Consider the following 21,438-nt stretch of genomic DNA (forward strand, 5'->3'; position numbering starts at 1 on the left):
ACCCTCAACATCGTTCTACTTCGGGCGGCATTTTCACGAAAATCCGACCCGGCAATCCCGTCAAAGCGCCGTCTTATGCCGCTAACTCGAAACCGATGGCTTTTATTCTATCCGGCGCTCAGAAATAGCGCCGCGATCGGCTTTCGGTGAGTTCGCGAACCGCTTCGCGGAATTCGCGCAGGCTGGCTCGGATTTCTTCGATGGAGGCTTGCTGTTCGGCGGCTTTCGAAGCCTGATTTGCGTCGTCCGACGAGGCTCGGGGATAGGCGGACTGCTGCTGCGGATAAGGCCCGGCATGGGGCGTCATGGCCGGCGGATAGGGATAGCCGGCCGGCGGCGGCTGCATCTGCCAGGGATAGCCCATCGGCGGTTGCGCATACGCCTGCATAGGTGGGGCCGGGTACATCGCTTGCTGCTTGACCGGATCCCGCTTTGCGCCTCCGGCGACTGCGGATGCGCCATTGGCCGGTGAGTCACTGGAAAGCGAGGCTTCGCTGCGCGCCTTGCGCGGCACGATCCTGCTCACCGCCGACAGCAGCGCATTAATCGGACCTGAATGCCTGGTGGCCTCGACTGGCGGAACGGGCGGCGGCGACGCCTGGTATGCCTTGTCTTCAAAACGGCGCTCGTCCGTCCGGCGGCGCGGCCGCGAATTGGCGGTATCGCGCAGGCTCGCATAGGCGCCGCGCATGGCGCCAAGGCCGACACCAGAGGCGAGGCCCGCCAGCAGGCCGGCAAGCACCGTCACGGCGCGCGACGGTCCGTTCGGCTCGAGCGGGGCGAAGGCCCTGGAGATCACGTTGATGTTGGCGGTGTTGATGTCCTTCTGCTCGCCGGTTTCCTTGGCGCGCAGAAGGTACTGTTCATAGACGGAGCGTTTGGCGGCGGCCTCGCGCTCCAGTTCGCGCAACGTGACCAGATCGCTGTTGACGTCGCCGCTGCGGACCTTCAACTGCGCCAGCCGGGAGGCCAGATCCTGTTCGAGCTGCACGGCGCGCCTGAGGTCGACCTGCAGCGACGAGGCGATGCGGCGCAGTTCCCCGGCGATGCGCTCGCGCGAACCGGCAAGCTGGGCATTGAGCGCCTGGAGCTCGGGATGGCGCGGCCCGAACCGGATCGCGGCGCGGTCGGCCTCCTGCTTGAGCGCCGCATATTGCGAGCGCAATTCGCTCATGGTGTTGGAGTTGATCTCCTCCGGCAAGGTGCCGCTCAGAACTGAATTCACGTCGATCGAGCGCGCCGACGCCGCGCGGGCGTTGAGTTCCAGCGTGCGCGCGCGGGCGATGGCAAGCTGCTGGTTGAGCTTGAGCATCTCGTCGTCGCTGATCAGATGGCCTTGCGCGTCGACGAGGTCGTGCGCGGCCCTGAAGTCCTCGACCTTGCGCTCGGCCGCTTCCACGCCCTTGCGCAGTTCGTCGAGCCTGCCCGTCAGTTCATTGGTCGCGCGGCCAGCGGTGTCCGACTGGATCTGACCGAAGGTCTGCAGGAAGACCTCCGTCATCGTATTGGCGATGAGCGCCGACTTCTCGCCATTTTGCGTGGTGGCGCTGACGGAGATGACGAAGGTCTTGCCGCCGCGCTCGACCGAAAGGCTCTCCGCCAGATTGGCGACGGCCAGCGCGCGGCGGCGGCTCTCATCGGCACCCGGCCCGTCATTGCGCGACAGGATCGATCGGATGAGCGTCATCACGCCCAGGCCCTCGGAACCTTGCCCGTTGAACTCCGGATCGCTGACGAGGTTGAGCTTGTCCACGACCTTGTTGAGAACGGTACCGGAGGTGAGCACGCGAACCTGGTTTTCGACGATGGCCAGCGTGGCGTCGGACGCTACCACCGATTGGGTGAGGTCGCGGTCGGTGAGTTTCAGGTCGCGCGGGTCGACGATCAGCTCTGCGGTGGCTTCGTATTTCTTCGGCGTCGACAGCGCGATCGCGACGCCAAGCGTGGCACCCAGTATCGTCATGGCGACGATCAGCAGCTTCGACCTGGCGATGCCGCGGACGACCTGCATCGGATCGATCAACGGCTTCCATCCGTCGTCATCCTCGCGGGAAGATCGCTGCTCGTCAGCGGCGTATCGAGCTTCGAACGTCGCATATCGTTGATCGGACGCGGCATACCGAGGCTCGAACGCGGCGTATCGAGGATCGAACGCGGCATATCGAGGATCGAACGCGGCATATCGAGGATCGGCATCGGAACGGCGGTCCTCGGAAATACCGGGAGAAACCGGCTCCTCCCGCGGCCTGGCTTCCGCACGGTCCGCTTCAACGGCCTCGTCCGCCTCTGGCGATATCCGGGCGGCCGAAGCGGATGCATCCTCGGCTTGAAACTGGCTTGTTTCATCGTTTGCCGAGAATTCCGGAGTTACCGGGCGTTCCGGGATCGCCGAGGGCTCCGGGGTTGCCGAGAATTCCGGATGCGCTCGCCCCTCGCGGCGCAGGCGCGCGAGACGATGGCGCGTCGCGGCATCTTCGCGCCATGACGGGTCTGCCCGATCCCCGATCGAAACCAGCGATGGTTCTTCTTCGCCGCGCATCGCCCGGCCGAGCGCCAGCAAGGACCGCTCGCGCCTCCAATCTTCACGGTTTTGCCTGTCGACCATTATCGTGGAGCTTGCCCTTGGCGGCTTGGACGCGCGCGGTCAGCCATTCGTTAAGCCACGCTAAACAAGCATAGGAAACAAAAGGTTAATTTCCCTGCCTTGAAGACGAGGTTTCCCTCTTCGGTTGTGTCTTTCCTGAACGGAACGAAAGCGTTCCGAACCGCGCGTTAAACTTTCCAGCCTATGCTGTCTCCGACACATGACTCAGGCTGGTGACATCCCGCAAAGGCGGCCCCTCGCCCGGATCGGCGCTTTCGTGGCCGAGCGACGGGGGCTGGTTCGCGACTATCTTTCGGCGATCAGCGGCGCGGGCGGGCGGCTGGTGTTTTCGCTGGCCTATTTCATCGCGCTGGCCAACACGCTGTCCATCGCCGAGTTCGGCATGTTCGCCACCGCTTCGGCGGCCGGCGTGATGCTGTCACGCATCCTGGCCTTCGGTTTCATCTCGGCGCTTTACCGAACTGCTACCATCCGCCCCAATCTGATCGGCACCTTCACGGCCGGCTTCCTGTTGCTTGGCGTGATATCGCTGCCGTTGCTGGCTGCCGCCTCTTACGGCGTCTACCTGGTCTTCTTTGCCAGCACCGTGCCGCTATCGGTCTTTGCGGCGGTCGTGTTTGCCGAGGCGCTGTTGTGGCGGCCGGTCGAGGTCGCGCTGATCGTCAACAACGGGCTCGGCAAGTTCGGCCGCGCCGCCCTGCTGACGATCCTGGCGACGGCCTTGCGGGCGCTCGGCGCCGTGCTGTTCATGTTCGCGCCGCAGCCGACCATAGGTGTCTGGTCCTGGTATTATATCGGCGCCAACGCCGCCTCGCTGCTGCTCGCCTTCGCATTTTTCTATCCGCGCCAGAGGCTGCGGCTGCGGCTGGCGCTCTATATCAGGCGGCTCGCCGATTCCATCTACGTCGCCGGCGCAGAGGTGCTGTTCTACCTGCAGATGGAATTCGACAAGCTCCTGGTGCTGGCGATCGGCGGGCCGCACCTCGCCGGCATCTACGCCATCATCATGCGGCTGGTCGACCTGACCGCGATCCCGATCCGCACCTTTTCGATGATGCTGGTACAGCGCATGATGCGGGCGCCGGAACTCCTGTCGCGCCTGACGGTCAAGAGCGGCATCGAAGGCGGCGTGTTCCTGGTCTCGACGCTGGCGCTGGCGGCGCTTGCCATCATGCTGCATTTCTTCCCCAACGCGCTGGGCAAGAATGTCGCGGAGGCCGCCCCTCTGGTGGCGCTGGCGATCTGTGTGCCTGGGTTGCGCAATCTGGTCGAATACCAGGCCGAGCTCCTGTTCGCGCGCGGCCAGACACTGGTGCGGGCGATCAACCTGGCCCTGCTTGCCGGGCTGAAGGCGGTCCTGCTGACCTATGTGCTGACCACGATCCTGGACACGCCGGATCTGGTGCTGTCGCTCAATGTCGTCTTCCTGCTGCTCTATCTCGCCTCGACGCCGCTCACCTATTCGGCGATGCGCAATCCGGCCAAGCCGGTCTAGGATCAAACTCAATCAGCTGGCTGCCGCAAATGCCGAGATGGGATGGAAAGCTGCAATCCGGGGTCGGCGGCCAGAAGGTTCGCAATGCTGGAAGCGGACGAAGCGGTCGTTCGGGCGCGGGTTGTGGAATGACCGCAACGGGGGCCGACAGCGGACTAGCAGCTTCGGATCTCGGATCTTCAATAGCGGACCTTCAGGCCCCCCGCGGCAGCGACGTGATCTGACCCTAGTCGGACGTTCCCGTTGAACGAGCCCACTGCAACGATCTCGTATCCCATTCCGGACATTCCGCTGCTCTTGCGGTTCAACAACAGCTTTTTCGCCGACAACGTGGCGCCACGCGGCAAATCGGATTCGGTCGTCGTGAGCGGTCGGGCGCTTCGGAGCGGGCAGGGGGCAGTTCCGCCTTCCGTAGCGGGCGTTGGAGGGGTCGCTCCGATGTTGGCTCCGGGTCGCGGATCAGAGGCCCTGGTGGTCAGGGATAAAGGGTCCGCGGCCCGTCGCTGCGCAACGCGAAGTCGTGACCCTGAAGTGGTCATTCGGCGGACTGCGGATTAGCCCGGAAGCCCCGGCTATGTTAGAGTTCCGGCGATCGCATCGCCAGAGTTGAGCGCATTTGGCGCGGCACTCTTGGCCATGACGCCACCCATGCTGCTATGGAACGCAAGCTTGCAGCCATTGTCGCCGCCGACGTCGTAGCATACTCGGCCCTGATGGAGGCGGACGAGGGAGGGACCTTCGAACGGCTCAGGGCCCGCCGCAAGGAGTTGTTCGAGCCCGAGATCAACAAGCATCACGGGCGCATCTTCAAGCTGATGGGCGACGGTTTACTGGCGGAATTCGGCAGTGCAGTCGATGCTGTCGAGTGTGCGGTGACCCTTCAACGCGGCATGGTGGAGCGCAACGCAAGCGTCCCCGACAGCGAGCGCTTCGAGGTCCGCGTCGGGATCAATCTGGGAGAAGTGATCGTCGAAGGGGACGATCGCTACGGCGAGGGTGTCAATGTCGCGGCGCGCCTGCAGCAGCTCGCTGATCCCGGCGGCATCTGCGTTTCAGAGAAGGTGTCCAAGGAGGTCGAGAAGAAGCTGGCATTTGAGTTCGAACCCATGGGCGGGCAGCGGGTGAAGAATATAGCCGAGCCGATATACTGCTATCGCGTGAACTTGCAGTCGGCGAGAGCCACTTCGGCCGGTCGACCGATATCGCTGGAACTGCCCGACAGGGCGGCCGTCGCCGTCTTACCGTTCGCCAACATGAGCAGCGATCCGGAGCAGGAGTACTTCGCCGAGGGATTGGCTGAAGACCTGATCACCGACCTGTCAAAGGTGCCCGGCCTTCTGGTGATCGCGCGCAACTCCTCGTTTGTCTACAAGGGAAGGTCGGTCGACGTCCGATCGATCGCGAAGGATCTTGGCGTCCGCTATGTTGTCGAAGGCAGTGTGCGGAAGGCGGCGGCGCGTGTCAGAATCAACGCGCAGCTTATCGACGCGCGCGAGAATGCGCATGTCTGGGCCGACCGCTTCGACGGCGAACTGGCTGATGTCTTCGCCTTGCAGGACGAGGTTGTTGGTAAGATTGTTAGTGCGCTTTCCAGCTCGTTGCCCTCGGCGCGCTCGATGCCCCGGCAGAGGACGTCGAATCTCGAAGCGTACGAGCTTCTGGTGCGCGGACGGACCTTGGTGACCGAGTCGCCAGAGGCGAACAAAACCGCGCGTCCGCTCCTCGAAAGAGCGATCCAGCTCGATCCGGGCTTTGCGGAGGCGCATGCTTGGCTCGCGATGTCACACGTCTTTGGTTGGATGTACTGGGGAGAGACTGAGGAGCACCGTTCACTTGGTCGAGCGGAGGCTGAGCGGGCTGTGTCGCTTGATCCAGGGAACGCCGCGGCGCACTCGATCCTGGGTTATATTTTACATTTCGATTTTAAGGCGGATGAGGCAGCGGCGGAATTTGCGACAGCGCTGAGGATCGACCCCAATCACGCCGACGCTTGGATGTTTCTCGCTGAATCGAAGGCGCATCTCGGTAACGCGGTCGAGGCGATCGAGTGCATTCAAAATGCCTTCCGGCTGGATCCCTACCCGCCCGGACGATACTATTGGGTAGGCGGATACGTGGAATATGCGGCGCACCGATACGAGGAAGCGGTCGACACCCTTCGGCATGAAACGACCTACCGGACAGGGTCGCGGCGGATTTTGGCGGCCGCCCTTGCACAGCTTGGCCGGATCGACGAGGCCAAGGAGGAAGCACGACAATTCCTCGCCGCCAACCCGCATTTTTCTATACGGCAATGGGCGAGCACACAGCCGTTCCGCGGCGACGCAGATCGCCAGCATTTCGTGGATGGCTATCTAATGGCGGGTCTACCGGAATGACCCTCCGGTGTGCGCGAATGACCGTCCCTGGCGCACGAAGCAGCCGTTCGTTCGTGTGCGAGCGAGCGACGGCTTCTGGCGCCAGAAGCGGACCTCCAAAAGCGGCCAGGAATTTCACCCGATCCTTTGAGGCACACGAACTGAGTTCCGCCGTGTGTTTAATTCGCGGGCGGCAGTCGGCCGCTGTTCCATCCCGTCAGCATTTTTTTGGAACGGCTGGGCCAACCTTGTGTTTTCGTCCTCAATGTGGACAGCTATGCCGCGGTACTATTTCTTTTGCGAGCACGAGGCAGGCGTTATTCCCGATTTGGAGGGAATGGATCTTAAGGATGGTGGCTGCAGGGGAAATCATGCGGTCGAATTCCCTTTGCAGGCCGCGAAGCGCTCGTCGGAACCATTTTGCTCGTGAAGGACAACGCAGGAGCAACGCTGTTCAGAATGCCTTTGATCGATCACGGCGAATAGTTCTCCGTGAGACTGATCCGCTTGTGGCGTTCGTCGGGCAAATCAAGGGACCGCACAGAACCGGTCCGACCATACGCCGCGGCATGTCGGTGCAGGAGCGGTGTAGCGGCGGGGCTTTCCGCCACGCGAGCAGTGGCATGGCAGCAAAGGCTCGACCCGATTCCTGCTTACCGGTCTTGGGTGCGCCAAGCGAACACCGGGTCGCCTCCCGCCGAGCACGCGCGCTAGAGGCTTCGCTACACCCAATACGGTCGGACGCCGTAGTAGTCGTAAACGCGGCGGCCACTCTCGGCATTCCAGTCGAAATCCTGGTCGCGAGCATAGCGCGGAGCGCCTTCAACTTGCTCCTTCGTGATGTCAATGCGGAAGCCTGCAAGGCTCTCGTCATAGTCGAGCTTCTGCCACGGCAGCGGATAGTAGTCGTCGCCAATTCCAAGAAAACCACCAAAGCTGAGAACGGCATAGGATACCCTGCCGCCCCTCTTCTCGAGGATCAGCCTTTCGACCTGCCCGATGTGATTTCCCTGGATGTCATAGACGTTGGTGCCGACGACCATGTCGCTGGCGATAAGATCGTGGGTCTCACGAATGTCGGGGTCCTGGTTTGTCATGATTTGCTCCTTCCCGTCGGTATGGAGCAAAAACGGGTCCGTGCCCTCGAAGTTCCAAGGATTGTGCGGACCAGCCGTCAGCAATCTTCTGGCTTGAGCGAGCGAACCATCCGGGTGACGACCGGATCGTAGGCAACTTTTTGCTCCATGCTGTAGTCCATCAGGAACATGGCGGCGCGATCGCCGCAGCCGTTATGCCTCTGACATATCGGATCTGGTCGTCTTTGATCCCCGAGTAACTTGCCCATTCACGCGTCAGCCGTCGATAGATGAATTTCCAGCCTTCTTTTTCGTCCTGACTGATCTGTTTCTTGACCTGAGGCAGGAAGTCGCTTTCGGCGACGTCGGTGCCCCAGACGGCGAGGAGGGCTCCGTCGGGGGATTGGAAAGCCGCGCCATCGCCGTCCTTTGGACGATGCAACAGTTCGAACTCGGGCGGCACGTCGAAAACAAACCCAAACCTTTCGATGCCGAACTGCTGCCATTCCTGCGCCCCCGCCTGAGCGAAGGAGAGCATTAGCGCCGAGAAAACCAGCAGGGTTCGGCCCATGGCCCCGTTCTCTTGTTTACCTTACACTAATGTAAACTGCGACAATGTAGGGATGTTCCGTTTTCAAGAATCGCCTCTTCAGTAGCCGCACAGGAGACGATCCTCACTGTCGCCGGAGGTTGGTAGAGTTGCACGTCGCGACCGGAAGAGGTCGCGAAATCGATGCCGCCAGGTGAAGTTCTAAACGGCAGTTTCAGACAGATCGGTTGTGCAGAATCGGCCGTTGACGTCCCAACCGGCAGAGTTGTTTAGCGCTCTAAGTCGGACCTTAATGCATATCCAAGGCTTGGTGCGGGAAACCGGCATCGCCGCCAAACAAGGTCGCGAGTTCCGTGAACTTGGCAAGCGGCAAATGACCGACAAGCCTGAAGTCACTGATGCGGGTGAGAACAGGCTGTGTAGGTGCTGCGGTCGGTGACCGTCAACGATCCGAATGTAAGGGTCTAGGCAGCAGGGCCGCGATACGGTTGCGGCCCTGACGTCTGATCAACCCTTGAGACGATCCTTGATCTTGTCCTCGGTCTTCCCAAGGCCCTTCTTGGTGCTTTCGTCAAGCTTGCCGGCAGTTCCGCCGGCACTCATTTTCTTGTCACCAGCCGGTTTGCCAGGCTTTGCCTTAACTTCGCCGCTTTTCGCAGAGCGCTTCACTTCATCCTTGTTCATGGTTTCTCTCCCATAGCTGGGAAACCAACATGCGCTCTCACTGAAAGTTCCAGTAGCCAAGGAAAATAAGCATGGCCACGCGTGAACGAAGGAAAATGGGTGCGTCGATGAACGCGTTCGACGGAATGCCAAGATGGCCGGATAGTCGAAGATGCGATCAATTGGGAGCAACTCCGCCATGCCGCCAAGCTCAGGCCCCGGTCCAGGTGGGCAAGATGGACGCGGTGATGTCCAACCCGGTTTCCGCAGCGTGGGATCGACCCGCGTAATCGGCATTTGAATTCCACAGCCGGCTCAGCGATCAGACGCCTTCCCATCGGCTCGCTGCGCAATCGGCTGCATCTTTGCCCCGCAGGCATCCCTCACGCCTGACGGCGTAGTCGAGCGGTTGGATCGGGCATCATGCCGGAATGGCTAACGCTGACCAACGAAACGGCTCGCCCGATCGCCAAATACTGTGAAGGACATGCAGGCAGGCCGCGAAGATTGACCGAATTTGATTTGCCAGGGAATCGGGCCCCTCCTACGCCCGGCACGTCAGGCGAAGTCGGCCACCCCCATCGTTACAACAGCCACAGCCATCACGACGGTGGTCAGCCATCCAAGCCATTTGAGCACCCCGGTGACGACGAACTGCCCGAGCACATCCCGGCGTGTGGCGAAATACATCATGATCCCCATGACCGGAACGGCGACGATGCCGTTGATCACCGCCGTCCAGACAAGCGCCTTTATCGGATTTATCGGCGTGAAGTTGAGCACCGCCCCGATCAGGGTCGCGAGCATGATTGTTCCGTTGAAGGCTTTTGCTTTCATGGGCTTTCGCGTCAGCCCAGTGGGCCAGCGTAGCGCTTCGCCGATCGCGTAAGTTGCCGAGCCGGCCAGAACAGGCACTGCAAGGAGGCCCGTGCCGACGATGCCCAGGGCGAAGAGCGTCGAAGCAAGGGGGCCGGCAAGAGGGCGCAGCGCTTCCGCCGCCTGTGCCGAGGTTTCTATCTCGGTGATGCCGCCCGGGTGCAGCGTGGACGCCGCGGTCAGAATAATCGCAAGCCGACGATGTTCGAGGCTGCCATCCCGGCCATCGTGCCGAAGCTTATACGTTCAAGAGCAGCCGGACCTTGGGCGGGCTAATAATCGGGATGTTAGCATCATGAACCTTTATCCTGTGTTCTCCTATCCGGATGACAACCAGTGTCCGCAAAAGGGGGTCGACTCCGGCCGGTGGCTGAAGGTCAGCTAACGAGGCGCGCTGCGAATGACCGGTAGTGGCGCGACCACGACCTCCAGCGTGGTCCCCGGCAAGGTCTGCTTTCAGGCGGTGGCAAAGCTGTTCTCTACGGCCGAGATTAGGCGCAAAGTTGACCTTCCGCCCCTCATTTCATACCGCCAGGAGTTCGTGGTGGAAGGTTTGCGACAGCCTCGCGATCAAAGACCTTGATTGGGAGGTTCTATCGCCGGACAGTCCGAATTCACGGCATTTCTTGTTCTATTTTCGAGACGACGCCATCGAAGTTATGGCCCGAGATTGGTCGCTCACTCGAAAAATGCCGGATCTAGGATAAGGGTGGGAAGTCCGTTGGGAAGGTGCTGAGGCGGCTTTGCGCCATTTCCTGATCCGTGGGACGCTGCCCTCGCTGATCGGGAATCACTTTACCAAATCATCCACACAGGCTGGGCCCATAGCTCACTCCCTCTTGCGTCTTTCGAAGGCCGGAAGGGAAGATGGCGCAAATGATTGGAGCCCTTTAAAAAGCCTTTATACTGACTGCCCTGCTTCCTTTAGCAGAAGCGCTATCTCCTCAGCCCAGTGAGGACTGCGGCGTCTCAGCGGCGCCATGGCGTCACCTGACGGAGTATCCATGTCGCGCATCTGCTCGACGCATGATCGGGCTTCCGGCAAGCGCCCGAGCGAAACATAGCAGCAGGCAAGCGTTTCGCGGATGGGCCGCCAGGAAGGGCGAACCTTCCGGGCCTTGATTCCCGCCGCAAGCGCCTCATTTGCTCGGCCATTGAACAGGTAAGCGAGTGCCAGCAGATTAAGCCAGACGAAGTTCTGCGGATCGTAGGGGTTTAACATCAAGCCGCGTTCGAGCGGTGCTATCGCCTCGAATGCGCTCCCACGGAAGAGCTGCCCCATCCCCAGGACAAGGTGGCCAAGGGCGAAGCTCGGGCTGGTCTCGACCGCCCTCTCTGCGGCGAGAACGGCCTGTTCGGGCGCGTTGGCGTACGCGCTGCAGATGGCCAACGCATAATGCGAATAGGGATTCTTCTCATCGAGCCGGACCGCCACCAAGGCGGCGTCCAGACCTTCCCTGATGTCCTCCGACGGTCTGTCGCTCCAACCATAGGCGACGATGCCGGCGCTCACACGGCCGAGCCAGAGATGGGCCTCCGCAAGGTCGGGGTCGAGCCTGCACGCCTCGCGGAACAGCTCCCGCGCTCTTAGATGCGTTTTCTGGCCGACGTGGTGGAAATGCCAGGTACCTTGCCGCACCACGTCCCAGGCAGTCACATTACCGGAGTGGCGGGCACCGGCCGGAAGCGACTCCGTTTTGAGCAGTTCGGGCTCGATCGCGCCGGTGATCCGTTCGGCAATGGCATCCTGAACGGCAAATGCCTCCGCCAGCTCCATCTCGTATCGTTCGGCCCAGATCTGGCTGGCGGAGGCCGCATCGACCAGTTGCACCGACACCCGGACGTGCGAGCCGGATCGGCGCACGCTTCCTTCGAGCACGTAACGGACGCCGAGCTCGCCGGCGACCTGTTTGGAGCCGAGGCACTTGTCCCTGTAGACGAAACTGGAATTGCGCCCGATCACCCGAAACCACCGGAACCGCGTCAGCGCGGTGATGATGTCCTCGGTGATGCCGTCGGCAAGGTACGCCTGTTCCTTGTCGTCGCTTACATTGGCAAATGGCAGGACCGCAATGGACGGTCTTTCGGGAAAGGCGGCCGGCTGCTGGAGTGCGGAAGGGTTGCTGCCGGCCGCGGCGTCCAGCACGCGCACGTGGCCGGCAAAACGATACCCAGTGCGGGAGACTGTGACGATCCACTCGCTGCCGTCCGGTTGTGGCCCGAGGAGCTTGCGCAGTGCTGCGATCTGCACCGACAGGTTGCTCTCCTCGACAATGGTATCGGGCCAGGCCGCCTCGATGAGCGCCGCCTTGCTCAAGACTTGCCCTGCTGCCTGCACCAAGGCGTGAAGCAGCAAGAAGCCCTTGTGACCGATCGCGACAGGCTTTCCCTCGCGCATGAGCGTGCCGTACTGCATGTCAAGCAAGAACGGGCCGAACGCGAAGCGGCGCGATGTTACGCCGCCTTCACCGGATTCGGAAGAATTCGGAACTTTTCGCCTCCCCTTTAAGGACTTTGGCCGGTCGTCTCGTCATCCTCTTGGCCATGTTGATCGAGACTAGCACAATGGAGGCCCCCATGACGATGTCGATACAGCGGACGGCAGCAGGTACGACCGCGGCCGCCGGCACCAAAGCTATGGTCGTCAAGGGTGGTGCGGCCTATCGGGCCGCGCAGGGATCGGACTATCTGCCGGGAATAAGCTCGGAGACGGTTGGAGCAATGGCTTTGTGGTTGGGTATTGTCACGCTCCCGCCCGGGCAGCGCACCAAGGCCCATGTCCATGAGCGCCATGAGTCGGCCTTCTACATGTTGAGCGGAGACGAGTTGGAGATGCGGAGCGGGGACGAACTCCAGTATCGGGATGTCGTGCATGCCGGCGATTACCTCTACATCCCAGCCAACGTGCTGCACGTCGCTGTCAATCGAGGCAGGAGGCCGGCTGTCTTCATCGGCGCGCGCAACGAGCCGACCGCACAGGAAAGTGTTGTGCTGTACCCCGAGATGGATGATCGCGTGCCGTAGCCGCGGTCAGAACGCCGAACGCCTGGGAAAGCCTGCCATGACAATCCGATGCCTCCGCCGTCGGTAAGGCGGAACTGCCCGAATGGGCAGGCGCGGAGAAAAAGGATTGAAAGAGATGAGCAACTTGGATGTGGCGGAGGCCTCCGTTCCGGAGCGCACCCAGCACCAAAGCTGGCGCGGCCTGCAGGCGTCGTTTCCTGTCATGCTCGGCTTCATCCCATTCGCGCTGGTCCTCGGTTCGCAAGCAGCTCAAAAAAAGATTCACTGCGCTCGAAGTGCCTCTTATGACGGGCCTCAACTTCGGCGGCGGTTCGGAGTTCGCCGCGGTCGAATTGTGGACGTCACCACCCCATGTGCTGTTGATCGTTGCGATCACCTTCCTGGTGAACAGCCGCCATCTTCTCATGGGGGCGGCGCTAGCTCCTTTGATCCGGCATCTGCCCAAGCGCAAGGCATTCATGTCATGGAAAGCGCGCCAGGCTGCGTTCTGATAACGGTCATTGCCCCCGATTTCGTGACAGGTCATCCCGCGGATATAATCGCGCTTGCGGTCACCATGGTCGCAGCCACAAGGATGTCCATCCTTCCCACCGTCATCATCGCAATTCTATCGGCGGGCAGTCTGCGGAGCTTACTCGGTTAGAGGGCTTTATAAGCGAGCTTCGCTTCGGGCTTTTCTGAGCCGCCGCCCTTGACCCATTAGAGAACACTATCGGTCAAACCCGGTCGTTCAGAGCGATCGGGTTTGACCCTAGGGCTAATCGAGCCCGATCAGGCGACGGATGCGGCCGATATCGGTGCCGATGAAGGACTGCATGCCGATGGCCACCTGTTCCGGCGCCATGGCGGCGACGAAGCGGCGGAACTGGTCATCCGACAGCGCTTCGCCCGTCCAGTGGACGCGGCAGAACTCCTCCGAGCCGTGAAAATGGCCGGCACCGTCGAGCACGTCGTCGACATAGCGGCCGTAGATCATGCATTCGGAGAATTTGCGCGCCGCGCCGACGACTTCGACCCAGCGGCGCGCGTGGACCTTCTCGATTCGCGAGCACATCGCCGTCACGGTTTCGCGGCGCCAGGCAATCAGCGTCGAAATGTAATCGTGGGTGGAAACCTCTGATGGTTCGATGCCGAGCGCCGAGCCGGCATTGCGCGACCAGATGCGATGTTCCTCATGGCCTTCACCGGACAGCACGCCGTCGCGGCGGAACAGCCGCACCTTGCCATCGCGCCAGAAGGCGCTGCAGTCGAAAGGCTTGAGGAAGGCCACGTCGGAATCGCAGAAGACAAGCACGTCTTCGCCGGCGTGCGCTGACATCGCGATGCGGCGAAGCTGCTGCACATGCCAGCCGCGCAGCGGCATGGTCTTCAGGCTGAGCCAGATGCGCCGGCGAAACAGGCTGAGCGGATCGTCGAAGGCATGCAGCCAGCGCGGCAACAGGTCCCGCTCGTCGACGATAGTGCGGCGGCTGTTCTCCAGCTGGAGAAACAGCGCGACATCGCGATGCTCGACAAGAATATAGTGGTGCGCCACGCCGGAAACGTAGCGGTCGAGGGTATCGCACAGCAGGCGGCAACGCTCCAAATCCGGCGCATAGCTTGCCGTCACGATCGCCGCCGCCGGCGTCTGGCGAAGGACATCGGTCTCAGGGCTCGGCACGAACCGGCTGTTCAACGGCTTGCTCCGGGGCCTGCTCCAGGGCGAGTTCTGGCAAGCGCGGGGTGGCCCAAAAATTTCTGGCCGATGACGCGCCACAGAAACACCGGATTGCCGACCACATAGCGGCGCCAGAGACGGCCCGGTTCGATCCACAACCGAAACAGCCATTCGAGCCTGAGCCGGCGCATCCACAGCGGCGCCCGCGGCACCGTGCCGCTCATGAAGTCGAGCAGCGCGCCGACGGCGATCGGCAACGTGCAGTGGCGCGCGTCGATATGGCGCGCGATCCACAATTCCTGGCGCGGCACGCCCATGGCGACAAGCAGCACGTCCGGTCTCAATCTGGCGATGCGATCGACGATCGCCGGCTCCTCGGCAGAAGAGAAATAACCGTCATGGATGACCACGAATCGGTGCTGCAACGCGAGCGCCGCCAGCTTCTTCGACGCCGCTTCGGCGTTGACCTGCGTCGCGCCGAGCAGCCCCACGGTCAGCGGCCTGCTGGACGCCTGCAGAAAGGCAGGGATGAAATCGGTGCCGTTGAGATTGTCCGGAAACGACGCCCCGTAAAGCAGTTTCGCCGCCAGATCGACGCCGACACCGTCCGGCAGGATAAGAAAATCGTCGAGCGCCTCGGCAACGACCGGGTCCGTATAGGCGACATTGGCGTTGTGAGCGTTGAGAAAGGTGACCTTGGTGAAGCGCCGCTCAGCAATCAACCGTGTCAGCAGGACGACCGCGTCGTCCCAGCGGATGGCAAGGACCGAGATGCCCAGGATCGATTTCAAAGTGTCGACCCCGAAAGCGGCGCGGGCGGTGTGCATATTCATGCAAACACCTCCTGGCTGACGGGCCCGAGCTTTTCCAGGCCGAGCCTGATTGCGGCATCGAGCGCCTTCACCTGCCGGCGGTGGAAAGCGCTGCCGTCGACGTCCCTGACATCGACCACTGCTGATTCCAGGGCGCCGGCGAAGGCGACCGGATCATCGGTCACCACGCAATTGACCGGGCGGTGGTCGATGCCGCGCAACGAATGGCTGGTGGCGACGGAAGGCAGGCCGAGTTCGAAGGTTTCGACGGTCTTGAGCTGCACGCCGCTGCCGGAGGTGCTGATCAGCGGGATGACGGCGGCACCCCGCACGAAAGCCTGCGCGTCCGGCACGCGCCCGACGAACTCGACGCCGGGATGCGCGGACGTGAGGCCCGATGGCACGCCGCCGGCAATCCTGACCCGGAAATCGGGCCTGAGATGCGGCACCACTTTTTTCAGGAACCAGTCGAGGCCGATGCGGTTCGGCTGCCAGGTCCAGGTACCGATCAGCGCCGCGTCGCAATCGATACGGCGCGGTTCGTTTTGCACGGGCGCTTCGGCGCAAGTCACCAGCGGCAGCGCCGCCGAACGGTCATCGGAGGCGACGCCGAGTGCTGAGCGATCTTCCTCGGCCAGCGTGAAGACGAAGCGTGCCCGGCTGCAGAACCGTTCTTCCATGGCCTTGAGCAGCCTGGCCTCACGGCGAAACAACAAGCGCTGCAAAAGGCCGCCCGCGGCAGCGGCGTTCTCCTGCGCCGAACGATGCTCGACATTGTGGGCGACGAAGATCGACGGCCGGTCGGCGAACAGCCTTTCGAAGGCGCCGGCGAACTGCACGGAATTCAAGACATAGCCGTCGAAAGGGCCGGCGCGTTCGACGGCGGCGCGGACCTCGCTGTCGGTGACCACGCGCAGCTTGACCGACGCGAAAGTGAGGCCGGAGAGCATCGCCTTTGCAACCCAAGCGAGCTTTTGCAGCGATGACGCGCTTTCGGTGCGCACATCGATGGCACCGAGCACGATGGTGTTTTGCGGATCGCTCGCAGGCTTGCCCGGCCAGGTGAAGCCGATCACTGTGACGCGCACACCGGCCCGCCGCAACGCGGCGATGATCGCGGCATTGGCGATCTCATAACCCGAGGCAAGAGCCCCGTCGGGCACGATCGATGTGGCGAACAGCAGATGCATCTCACCTATCCAGTGCTGACCCAGCTAGCAAAGCGCGGTGAAGCGTTGATTAAGTGAAGGTATTTGGTGGCCCGGCGTTGCGGATTTGCAGGCTCGCCCGCGAAAGGTGATTAACGAAACGTTATCGTCGCGATGCTATCGAGAACCAAACTCACCATCCCGGGCTGAACACATGATCCCATTGCCATCGGACGATTCGGTATCGATCGCAGGGCGCTCTCCGGGACTTGTCACGACGGCCGTCGAGGCGGTCGTGACGCTGCCGACCTTCAAACGGCCCGAGCAGCTGCTGGCGACGCTGGCGTCGCTCAAGGCCCAGGACACCGGCAGACGGTTCGCAATCATCGTCATTGAGAACGAGGCCGAGGCGCGCGCCGGCGCCAAAGCGGCGCTGCCGCTGTTCGAGCGCGGCGAGATATCAGGCATGGTCATCATTGCAAATGAGCGCGGCAATTGCAGCGCCTATAATGCCGGCTGGCAGATGGCGATCCTGCATTTTCCAAATTTCAGGCACTTGCTGGTCATCGACGATGACGAGATCGCCGATCCGCAATGGCTCGAGCGCATGTGCAAGGCGGCCGAGACGCTCCGTGCCGACATCGTCGGCGGCCCGCAAAGGCCTGTGTTTGCCGACGCGGCCCATGCCAGATGGGCCGAGCATCCCGTCTTTGCGCCACCCTACCGGGAGACCGGGCGTGTGCCCGCGCTCTATTCCTCCGGCAACCTGCTGGTTGGGCGTTACGTGCTCACCGCCATGGGGCCGCCCTTCCTCGACCTGAAATTCAACTTCATGGGCGGCGGCGATTCCGATTTCCTCAGCCGGGCCGCACAGAGAGGCTTTGTGCTTGGCTGGTGCGCCGAGGCGCAAGTGCGCGAAAGCGTCCCGGCCCGGCGCGTCGAAGCCGACTGGATCCGTGCCCGCAGCCTGCGCAACGGTGTCATCTCGACACTGGTCGAGAAGAAGAAACGGGCCGGCACGCCGTTCGCCGGCACCAAGGTTTTCTTGAAGAGCCTGGCGCTGCTTGCCGCCTCGCCATTTCGCGGCGCGGCCAGGCTGGCGCGGACGGGGTCATTGGCGACGGCCTTATACCCCATCCATGTAGCTGTCGGCCGCCTGCTTGCCGAATTCGGATACGCCAATGAGCAATACCGGCAGCCTGAGAAGAACTGAGCGCGCGCCGCTCAGCGCGGCGTTCACACGCGACGGCGTCGCGACCGCGATCGCGGCGCTGCTGTTCACCGTCATCCTGGTGTCGTTCCGTCCCTTCCAGCCGGCCGGTGCCGAAATGACCGGCGGCGGCGGCGACATCGTCAACCAGCTCGGCTTCGGCTCGCTCGGTGCGATCTCGATCTTCTCGCTGCTGGCTTTCGCCGACCCGCGCGTGATGCGCTCGCTGCTCAGCCCGTCCTGGCTGCTGATGCTGGGCTTCTTCGTGCTGTCGGTGGTGATGGCAACCGACCCGCCGTCGGCCATGCGCGCCGCTTCCTTCACGCTGATCGGCATCTTGACGATGGCGACAATCCTGGCGCTTCCGCGCGACGCCGAGGCTTTCTCGAAAGTCATCATCTTCACCATCGTCGTCGTCATCGGCCTGTCCTATATCGGGCTCATCGTCTTTCCGCTCGAGGCGCTGCACACCACCGATTCGCTGGAGCCGGAACATGCCGGCCTGTGGCGCGGCGTGTTCACCCACAAGAACATCGCCGGTCCTGTCATGGCCTGCTTCAGCTTCGCCGGGCTGTACCTCTACCGGCGCGGACAGCGGCTCTGGGGCGCGTCAATCTTTTGCGCGGCGATGATCTTCATGCTGCACACCGGTTCCAAGACGACGGCCGGATTGGTGCCGTTTTCGATCCTGATCGTCGTGCTGCCGAGCCTGATCGGCATGCGGCTCGGGACGCCGATCCTGTTCGCGCTGGCCATCATCGCCGCGGCGATCGGCACGCTGGGCATCGTCTTCCTGCCGCCCGTGAAGCATCTGGCGGCACTCTATTTCCCCGACCTGACCTACACCGGACGCACGACGCTGTGGGAGTTCGCCGGCGAGATGCTGGCGAAGCGGCCGTGGACCGGCTACGGCTTCGAGAGCTTCTGGGGCACGCCGCTGCTCTTGAACCAGGACCAGCCCTTCGACCGGGCCTGGGACATCAGAACCATCGTGCACGGCCATAACGGCTATCTCGACATCGCCGTGCTGATGGGCATCCCGGCGCTCTGCGTGGCCGTCTACACATTCTTGATCGCGCCGCTGCGCGATTACTTGCGCATCCCCTTGCGCAAGGAAAACATCTATCTCGGCGACTTCTTCATGATGGTGGTGCTGTTCGCCGCGCTGAACGCCTTCCTCGAAAGCTTCTTCTTCCATCGCGCCGACCCGGTCTGGCTGTTCTTCGTGTTCGGCATGTTCGGCCTCAGGCAGGTGTCGCTGCGGCCGATGGCGGTTCGTGGTCCGTGCTGATCCTCCGTCCCAACAGGGCTTCCCCGCCCCGCCACGAACGTCTATGGGAGGCCATCTTTTTGTTTGAGCATCGGATTTTCCAAAAACCGGTACCCACTTTTGCGTCCGATGCTCTAGCGGAGGTTTCTATGACGATCAGGCTTGTTCTCGCCGGTTGCGGCAATATGGGCTACGCCATGCTCTCGGGCTGGCTGAAATCGGGCAAGCTCCCCCCGGCGGCGGTCTTCGTGGTCGAGCCGAATGCCGATCTGCGCAAGCGTGCCGAAGCGCTCGGCTGCAGTGCTGCCGCGGAGGCCGGCGGTATTCCGGCGGACGCGGTGCCGGCCCTCGTGGTCATTGCGGTGAAGCCGCAAGTGATCCGGGACGTGACCGCCGCGTACAAGCGCTTCAATGATGGCCGCACGACCTTCCTCAGCATCGCCGCCGGAACGCCGCTCGCCACGTTCGAGGCCATTTTGGGCAATCGCGCGCCGATCGTGCGCTGCATGCCCAACACCCCGGCGGCCATTGGCAAGGGCATGATGGTGGTGTTTTCCAACCGACTGGTTTCCAACGACACTAAGCGTTTCGTTGCCGATCTGCTTTCGGCGAGCGGCGAAGTGACTGAGATCGACGACGAAGGCCTGATGGACGCGGTGACGGCGGTGTCAGGGTCTGGCCCCGCCTATATCTTCCATTTCATCGAAGCGCTGACTGTGGCTGCCGAGAAGGCTGGCCTGCCAACAAAGACCGCCAGGCTGCTCGCCATGCAGACGGTCTATGGCGCCGCCTCGCTCGCCTCCGAAAGCGGCGAGCCGCCGGGCGTGCTGCGTCAGCAGGTGACCAGCCCCAACGGCACCACGGCCGCCGCACTTGCCGTGCTGATGGGCGGGGACCGGCTGATCCATCTGCTCACCGAAGCGGTGGAAGCAGCGCGGCTGCGGTCGATCGAGTTGGGGAAGTAATGGCGGACTGCGGATTACGCGAGATCGGTATGCGAAAAGTCGTTCCCTGGTCGCTCGGTTAGAACCGCGACGACGCAGAGAGTCGGCTAAATCAGGGATGTCCCCACAACTCGTCGATATCATCCTTGTTCACAGGCCGGCCGTCCTTGCCCTCTCCGGCTATGAGATCGTGGGCAATGGCTGCGAGTCGTTCGGCCAGAGGAATGCGGCCACTTTCCCGCTTCAATTCGGATTCAGGCACCTCGATCACTTCCAAAATCTCCGTACAGCATCTCGTCCTGCAGCCGGCGCAAGGCGAAAAGCCTGGTCGTCGGGTCGGGTGCGGCATTGTCTGATGTCAGCAGCTCGCCCTTCCTGACCGGTCTCAGCACCTTGCCGCTTTCGAGCAGGCCGACCGGCACGGCGCGGTTGGCGCGGGCCTCTTCGACAGTCATGGTCCAGGAGCGGTAGCAGGTCTCGCCGATCGCATCGAAAATCTCGCCGGCGGCGAGATCGCGCTTGGCCACGGCGCAGACCTCGGCGACGGGCCTCGGCAGCGGCACCATGTCCGGCTTGCCATAGAGCGCGATGCGCGCGGCGGTCAACGGCACTTCCAGCGAGGTCAGATGATACGGCCGGAAGAAGCTGTAATAGGGGCCGTGGCCGATATGCAGGTCGTCCATGCGCTCGATGATGCGCGGATGCGTCGCCTCGACGATGACGAAGACGCCGGGCGCCACGCCCTTGCCGATGGTGTAGTCGACGACGCCCTTCCGCGACAGGATGCCGCCATCGGCGCGCGGGATGAGCACCTTGGCCAATTCATCGCGATTGGCCTTGGGGCCGTGCATGCCGGCAATGTCGGGCACCAGCCCGGTGGCGTTGGCGATGGCACACATCTCGACCATGGTCTTCGAGCCGTCGACGAACTCGACCAGCATGCGCGGGTTCATGTTGCGGCGCAGCGCTTCCGCGCGATAGTCGTCGGGGACGGCGTCGTGGTTGAGCGGGTTGTTCTTGCCCTTGCCGGCCGAGACGATGGTGTAGCCGAGCGCGGAGGCGAACTCGATCAGCTCCATGCAGCTCGACGGCTCGTCGCCGGCGCCGACCGAATAGACAACGCCGAGCCGGTCGGCCTGCTGTTTCAGATAACAGCCGATGGTGACGTCGGCTTCGACATTCATCATCACCAGATGCTTGCCGTGCTCCATCGCCATCAGGTCGAAATCGGCGGCGACGCCGGGCTTGCCGGTGGCGTCGATAACGACGTCAATGAGCGGATTGGTGACCAGCATCTCGTTCGAGGTGATGGCTATTTTTCCGCTCTCGATCGCCTCGCTGACCTTCGACGGCGTATCGGCCTCCCCTGCCATCGCCTCGTCGCCATAGGCGATGCGGACGGCATCACGCGCCGTGTGGGGGCGGCGGGTCGAGACGGCGCACACCGAAATGCCCGGCATCAGCATGCCTTGCGTCACCAGGTCGGTGCCCATCTCGCCGGAGCCGATGACGCCGATGCGCACCGGACGGCCTTCCGCGGCGCGCTTGGCGAGATCGCTGGCAAGCCCGGTTAGGGCGACATTGGTCATGCGCAAGTCCACTGCTTTTGATTTGAAGGGGGAATAGCAGGGAATGGTGACCTTTTGCCAACGAAACCGGCCGCCGTCGGCAATTTCTTGTGGCTGGCTTTCGCACTGCGAGCGGATAATCTTCCGCCCAGATAGTGTCTAGCGATGAAGAGACCATCCTGT

General features: G+C 62.5%; 17 protein-coding genes and 2 pseudogenes. 8 read left to right on the forward strand and 11 right to left on the reverse strand.

All coding sequences use genetic code 11. The features are described 5' to 3' along the window. Positions 1 to 118: 118 nt before the first annotated feature. Positions 119 to 2,011, reverse strand: a complete 1,893-nt coding sequence (locus ACWTU7_RS07860) for a Wzz/FepE/Etk N-terminal domain-containing protein (RefSeq protein WP_455838545.1) — start codon at positions 2,009 to 2,011, stop codon at positions 119 to 121. Positions 2,012 to 2,804: 793 nt separating this feature from the next. On the opposite strand from ACWTU7_RS07860, the gene ACWTU7_RS07865 reads away from it, so the two are divergent. Together ACWTU7_RS07865 and ACWTU7_RS07870 are read left to right on the forward strand one after the other, a co-directional pair. Further along, on the forward strand, positions 2,805 to 4,100 hold the full coding sequence (locus ACWTU7_RS07865; protein WP_455838459.1) for a lipopolysaccharide biosynthesis protein: 1,296 nt from the start codon (positions 2,805 to 2,807) through the stop codon (positions 4,098 to 4,100). A 656-nt stretch (positions 4,101 to 4,756) separates the two neighbouring features. Next, positions 4,757 to 6,478, forward strand: a complete 1,722-nt coding sequence (locus tag ACWTU7_RS07870) for an adenylate/guanylate cyclase domain-containing protein (protein WP_455838458.1) — start codon at positions 4,757 to 4,759, stop codon at positions 6,476 to 6,478. A 701-nt stretch (positions 6,479 to 7,179) separates the two neighbouring features. On the opposite strand, the gene ACWTU7_RS07875 is transcribed toward ACWTU7_RS07870, so the two are convergent. The 5 genes from ACWTU7_RS07875 to ACWTU7_RS07895 form a co-directional block, all read right to left on the reverse strand. Then, positions 7,180 to 7,554, reverse strand: a complete 375-nt coding sequence (locus ACWTU7_RS07875) for a PRC-barrel domain-containing protein (protein WP_023799003.1) — start codon at positions 7,552 to 7,554, stop codon at positions 7,180 to 7,182. 160 nt (positions 7,555 to 7,714) lie between these two features. Then, positions 7,715 to 8,104, reverse strand: a complete 390-nt coding sequence (locus tag ACWTU7_RS07880; RefSeq protein WP_455838457.1) for a hypothetical protein — start codon at positions 8,102 to 8,104, stop codon at positions 7,715 to 7,717. A gap of 486 nt (positions 8,105 to 8,590) precedes the next feature. Beyond that, positions 8,591 to 8,947 carry a hypothetical protein gene (locus ACWTU7_RS07885; RefSeq protein ID WP_455838456.1) on the reverse strand — a complete coding sequence of 119 codons (357 nt, stop codon included), beginning with the start codon at positions 8,945 to 8,947 and terminating at the stop codon, positions 8,591 to 8,593. A gap of 357 nt (positions 8,948 to 9,304) precedes the next feature. Further along, on the reverse strand, positions 9,305 to 9,811 hold the full coding sequence (locus ACWTU7_RS07890; protein ID WP_455846507.1) for a divalent metal cation transporter: 507 nt from the start codon (positions 9,809 to 9,811) through the stop codon (positions 9,305 to 9,307). 712 nt (positions 9,812 to 10,523) lie between these two features. Continuing rightward, the gene (locus ACWTU7_RS07895) at positions 10,524 to 12,038 is read right to left on the reverse strand and encodes a winged helix-turn-helix domain-containing tetratricopeptide repeat protein (RefSeq protein ID WP_455838543.1); all 1,515 of its coding nucleotides are present in this window, start codon (positions 12,036 to 12,038) and stop codon (positions 10,524 to 10,526) included. 161 nt (positions 12,039 to 12,199) lie between these two features. Between ACWTU7_RS07895 and ACWTU7_RS07900 the strand changes: the two genes are divergently transcribed. From ACWTU7_RS07900 to ACWTU7_RS07910, 3 genes and pseudogenes are all read left to right on the forward strand, one after another. Continuing rightward, positions 12,200 to 12,646: a cupin domain-containing protein gene (locus ACWTU7_RS07900; RefSeq protein WP_127210422.1), complete on the forward strand. Its 447-nt coding sequence runs from the start codon at positions 12,200 to 12,202 to the stop codon at positions 12,644 to 12,646. Between the two features lie 115 nt (positions 12,647 to 12,761). After that, positions 12,762 to 13,110: pseudogene (locus ACWTU7_RS07905) on the forward strand (AzlC family ABC transporter permease); the annotation flags it as partial. Then, positions 13,107 to 13,289: pseudogene (locus ACWTU7_RS07910) on the forward strand (AzlD family protein); the annotation flags it as partial. The pseudogenes ACWTU7_RS07905 and ACWTU7_RS07910, both read left to right, overlap by 4 nt. Positions 13,290 to 13,403: 114 nt before the next feature. Here the strand turns inward: ACWTU7_RS07910 and ACWTU7_RS07915 are convergent. From ACWTU7_RS07915 to ACWTU7_RS07925, 3 genes are read right to left on the reverse strand one after another with little or no spacing between them, the layout of a single operon-like run. Beyond that, the gene (locus ACWTU7_RS07915; RefSeq protein WP_455838455.1) at positions 13,404 to 14,321 is read right to left on the reverse strand and encodes a DUF6492 family protein; all 918 of its coding nucleotides are present in this window, start codon (positions 14,319 to 14,321) and stop codon (positions 13,404 to 13,406) included. Next, on the reverse strand, positions 14,318 to 15,136 hold the full coding sequence (locus ACWTU7_RS07920) for a WecB/TagA/CpsF family glycosyltransferase (protein WP_455838454.1): 819 nt from the start codon (positions 15,134 to 15,136) through the stop codon (positions 14,318 to 14,320). Before ACWTU7_RS07920 ends, ACWTU7_RS07915 begins: the two co-directional genes overlap by 4 nt. After that, complete coding sequence (locus ACWTU7_RS07925; RefSeq protein ID WP_455838453.1) at positions 15,133 to 16,305, reverse strand: glycosyltransferase; 1,173 nt, start codon at positions 16,303 to 16,305, stop codon at positions 15,133 to 15,135. Before ACWTU7_RS07925 ends, ACWTU7_RS07920 begins: the two co-directional genes overlap by 4 nt. A gap of 172 nt (positions 16,306 to 16,477) precedes the next feature. Here ACWTU7_RS07925 and ACWTU7_RS07930 point away from each other — a divergent pair, with 172 nt between their 5' ends. From ACWTU7_RS07930 to proC, 3 genes are all read left to right on the forward strand, one after another. Then, the gene (locus tag ACWTU7_RS07930) at positions 16,478 to 17,476 is read left to right on the forward strand and encodes a glycosyltransferase family 2 protein (protein ID WP_455838452.1); all 999 of its coding nucleotides are present in this window, start codon (positions 16,478 to 16,480) and stop codon (positions 17,474 to 17,476) included. Next, positions 17,445 to 18,764 carry an O-antigen ligase family protein gene (locus ACWTU7_RS07935; RefSeq protein ID WP_455838451.1) on the forward strand — a complete coding sequence of 440 codons (1,320 nt, stop codon included), beginning with the start codon at positions 17,445 to 17,447 and terminating at the stop codon, positions 18,762 to 18,764. The genes ACWTU7_RS07930 and ACWTU7_RS07935 overlap by 32 nt, the downstream gene beginning before the upstream one ends. A 128-nt stretch (positions 18,765 to 18,892) precedes the next feature. Continuing rightward, on the forward strand, positions 18,893 to 19,708 hold the full coding sequence (proC, locus tag ACWTU7_RS07940; protein WP_455838450.1) for a pyrroline-5-carboxylate reductase: 816 nt from the start codon (positions 18,893 to 18,895) through the stop codon (positions 19,706 to 19,708). A 91-nt stretch (positions 19,709 to 19,799) separates the two neighbouring features. Here proC and ACWTU7_RS07945 read toward each other — a convergent pair whose 3' ends face one another. Then, complete coding sequence (locus ACWTU7_RS07945) at positions 19,800 to 19,958, reverse strand: hypothetical protein (protein ID WP_455838449.1); 159 nt, start codon at positions 19,956 to 19,958, stop codon at positions 19,800 to 19,802. After that, positions 19,942 to 21,276, reverse strand: a complete 1,335-nt coding sequence (locus tag ACWTU7_RS07950; protein WP_455838448.1) for an NAD(P)H-dependent oxidoreductase — start codon at positions 21,274 to 21,276, stop codon at positions 19,942 to 19,944. The genes ACWTU7_RS07945 and ACWTU7_RS07950 overlap by 17 nt, the downstream gene beginning before the upstream one ends. Positions 21,277 to 21,438 lie beyond the last annotated feature (162 nt).

The sequence above is a fragment of the Mesorhizobium sp. BHscii genome (assembly GCF_053848065.1).

Coding starts and splice junctions, on each gene's coding strand:
- ACWTU7_RS07860 (WP_455838545.1), bottom strand. CDS start 2,011: ATGCAGGTCGTCCGCGGCATCGCCAGGTCGAAGCTGCTGATCGTCGCC.
- ACWTU7_RS07865 (WP_455838459.1), top strand. CDS start 2,805: ATGACTCAGGCTGGTGACATCCCGCAAAGGCGGCCCCTCGCCCGGATC.
- ACWTU7_RS07870 (WP_455838458.1), top strand. CDS start 4,757: ATGGAACGCAAGCTTGCAGCCATTGTCGCCGCCGACGTCGTAGCATAC.
- ACWTU7_RS07875 (WP_023799003.1), bottom strand. CDS start 7,554: ATGACAAACCAGGACCCCGACATTCGTGAGACCCACGATCTTATCGCC.
- ACWTU7_RS07880 (WP_455838457.1), bottom strand. CDS start 8,104: ATGGGCCGAACCCTGCTGGTTTTCTCGGCGCTAATGCTCTCCTTCGCT.
- ACWTU7_RS07885 (WP_455838456.1), bottom strand. CDS start 8,947: ATGGCGGAGTTGCTCCCAATTGATCGCATCTTCGACTATCCGGCCATC.
- ACWTU7_RS07895 (WP_455838543.1), bottom strand. CDS start 12,038: ATGCAGTACGGCACGCTCATGCGCGAGGGAAAGCCTGTCGCGATCGGT.
- ACWTU7_RS07900 (WP_127210422.1), top strand. CDS start 12,200: ATGACGATGTCGATACAGCGGACGGCAGCAGGTACGACCGCGGCCGCC.
- ACWTU7_RS07920 (WP_455838454.1), bottom strand. CDS start 15,136: ATGAATATGCACACCGCCCGCGCCGCTTTCGGGGTCGACACTTTGAAA.
- ACWTU7_RS07925 (WP_455838453.1), bottom strand. CDS start 16,305: ATGCATCTGCTGTTCGCCACATCGATCGTGCCCGACGGGGCTCTTGCC.
- ACWTU7_RS07930 (WP_455838452.1), top strand. CDS start 16,478: ATGATCCCATTGCCATCGGACGATTCGGTATCGATCGCAGGGCGCTCT.
- ACWTU7_RS07935 (WP_455838451.1), top strand. CDS start 17,445: ATGAGCAATACCGGCAGCCTGAGAAGAACTGAGCGCGCGCCGCTCAGC.
- proC (WP_455838450.1), top strand. CDS start 18,893: ATGACGATCAGGCTTGTTCTCGCCGGTTGCGGCAATATGGGCTACGCC.
- ACWTU7_RS07950 (WP_455838448.1), bottom strand. CDS start 21,276: ATGACCAATGTCGCCCTAACCGGGCTTGCCAGCGATCTCGCCAAGCGC.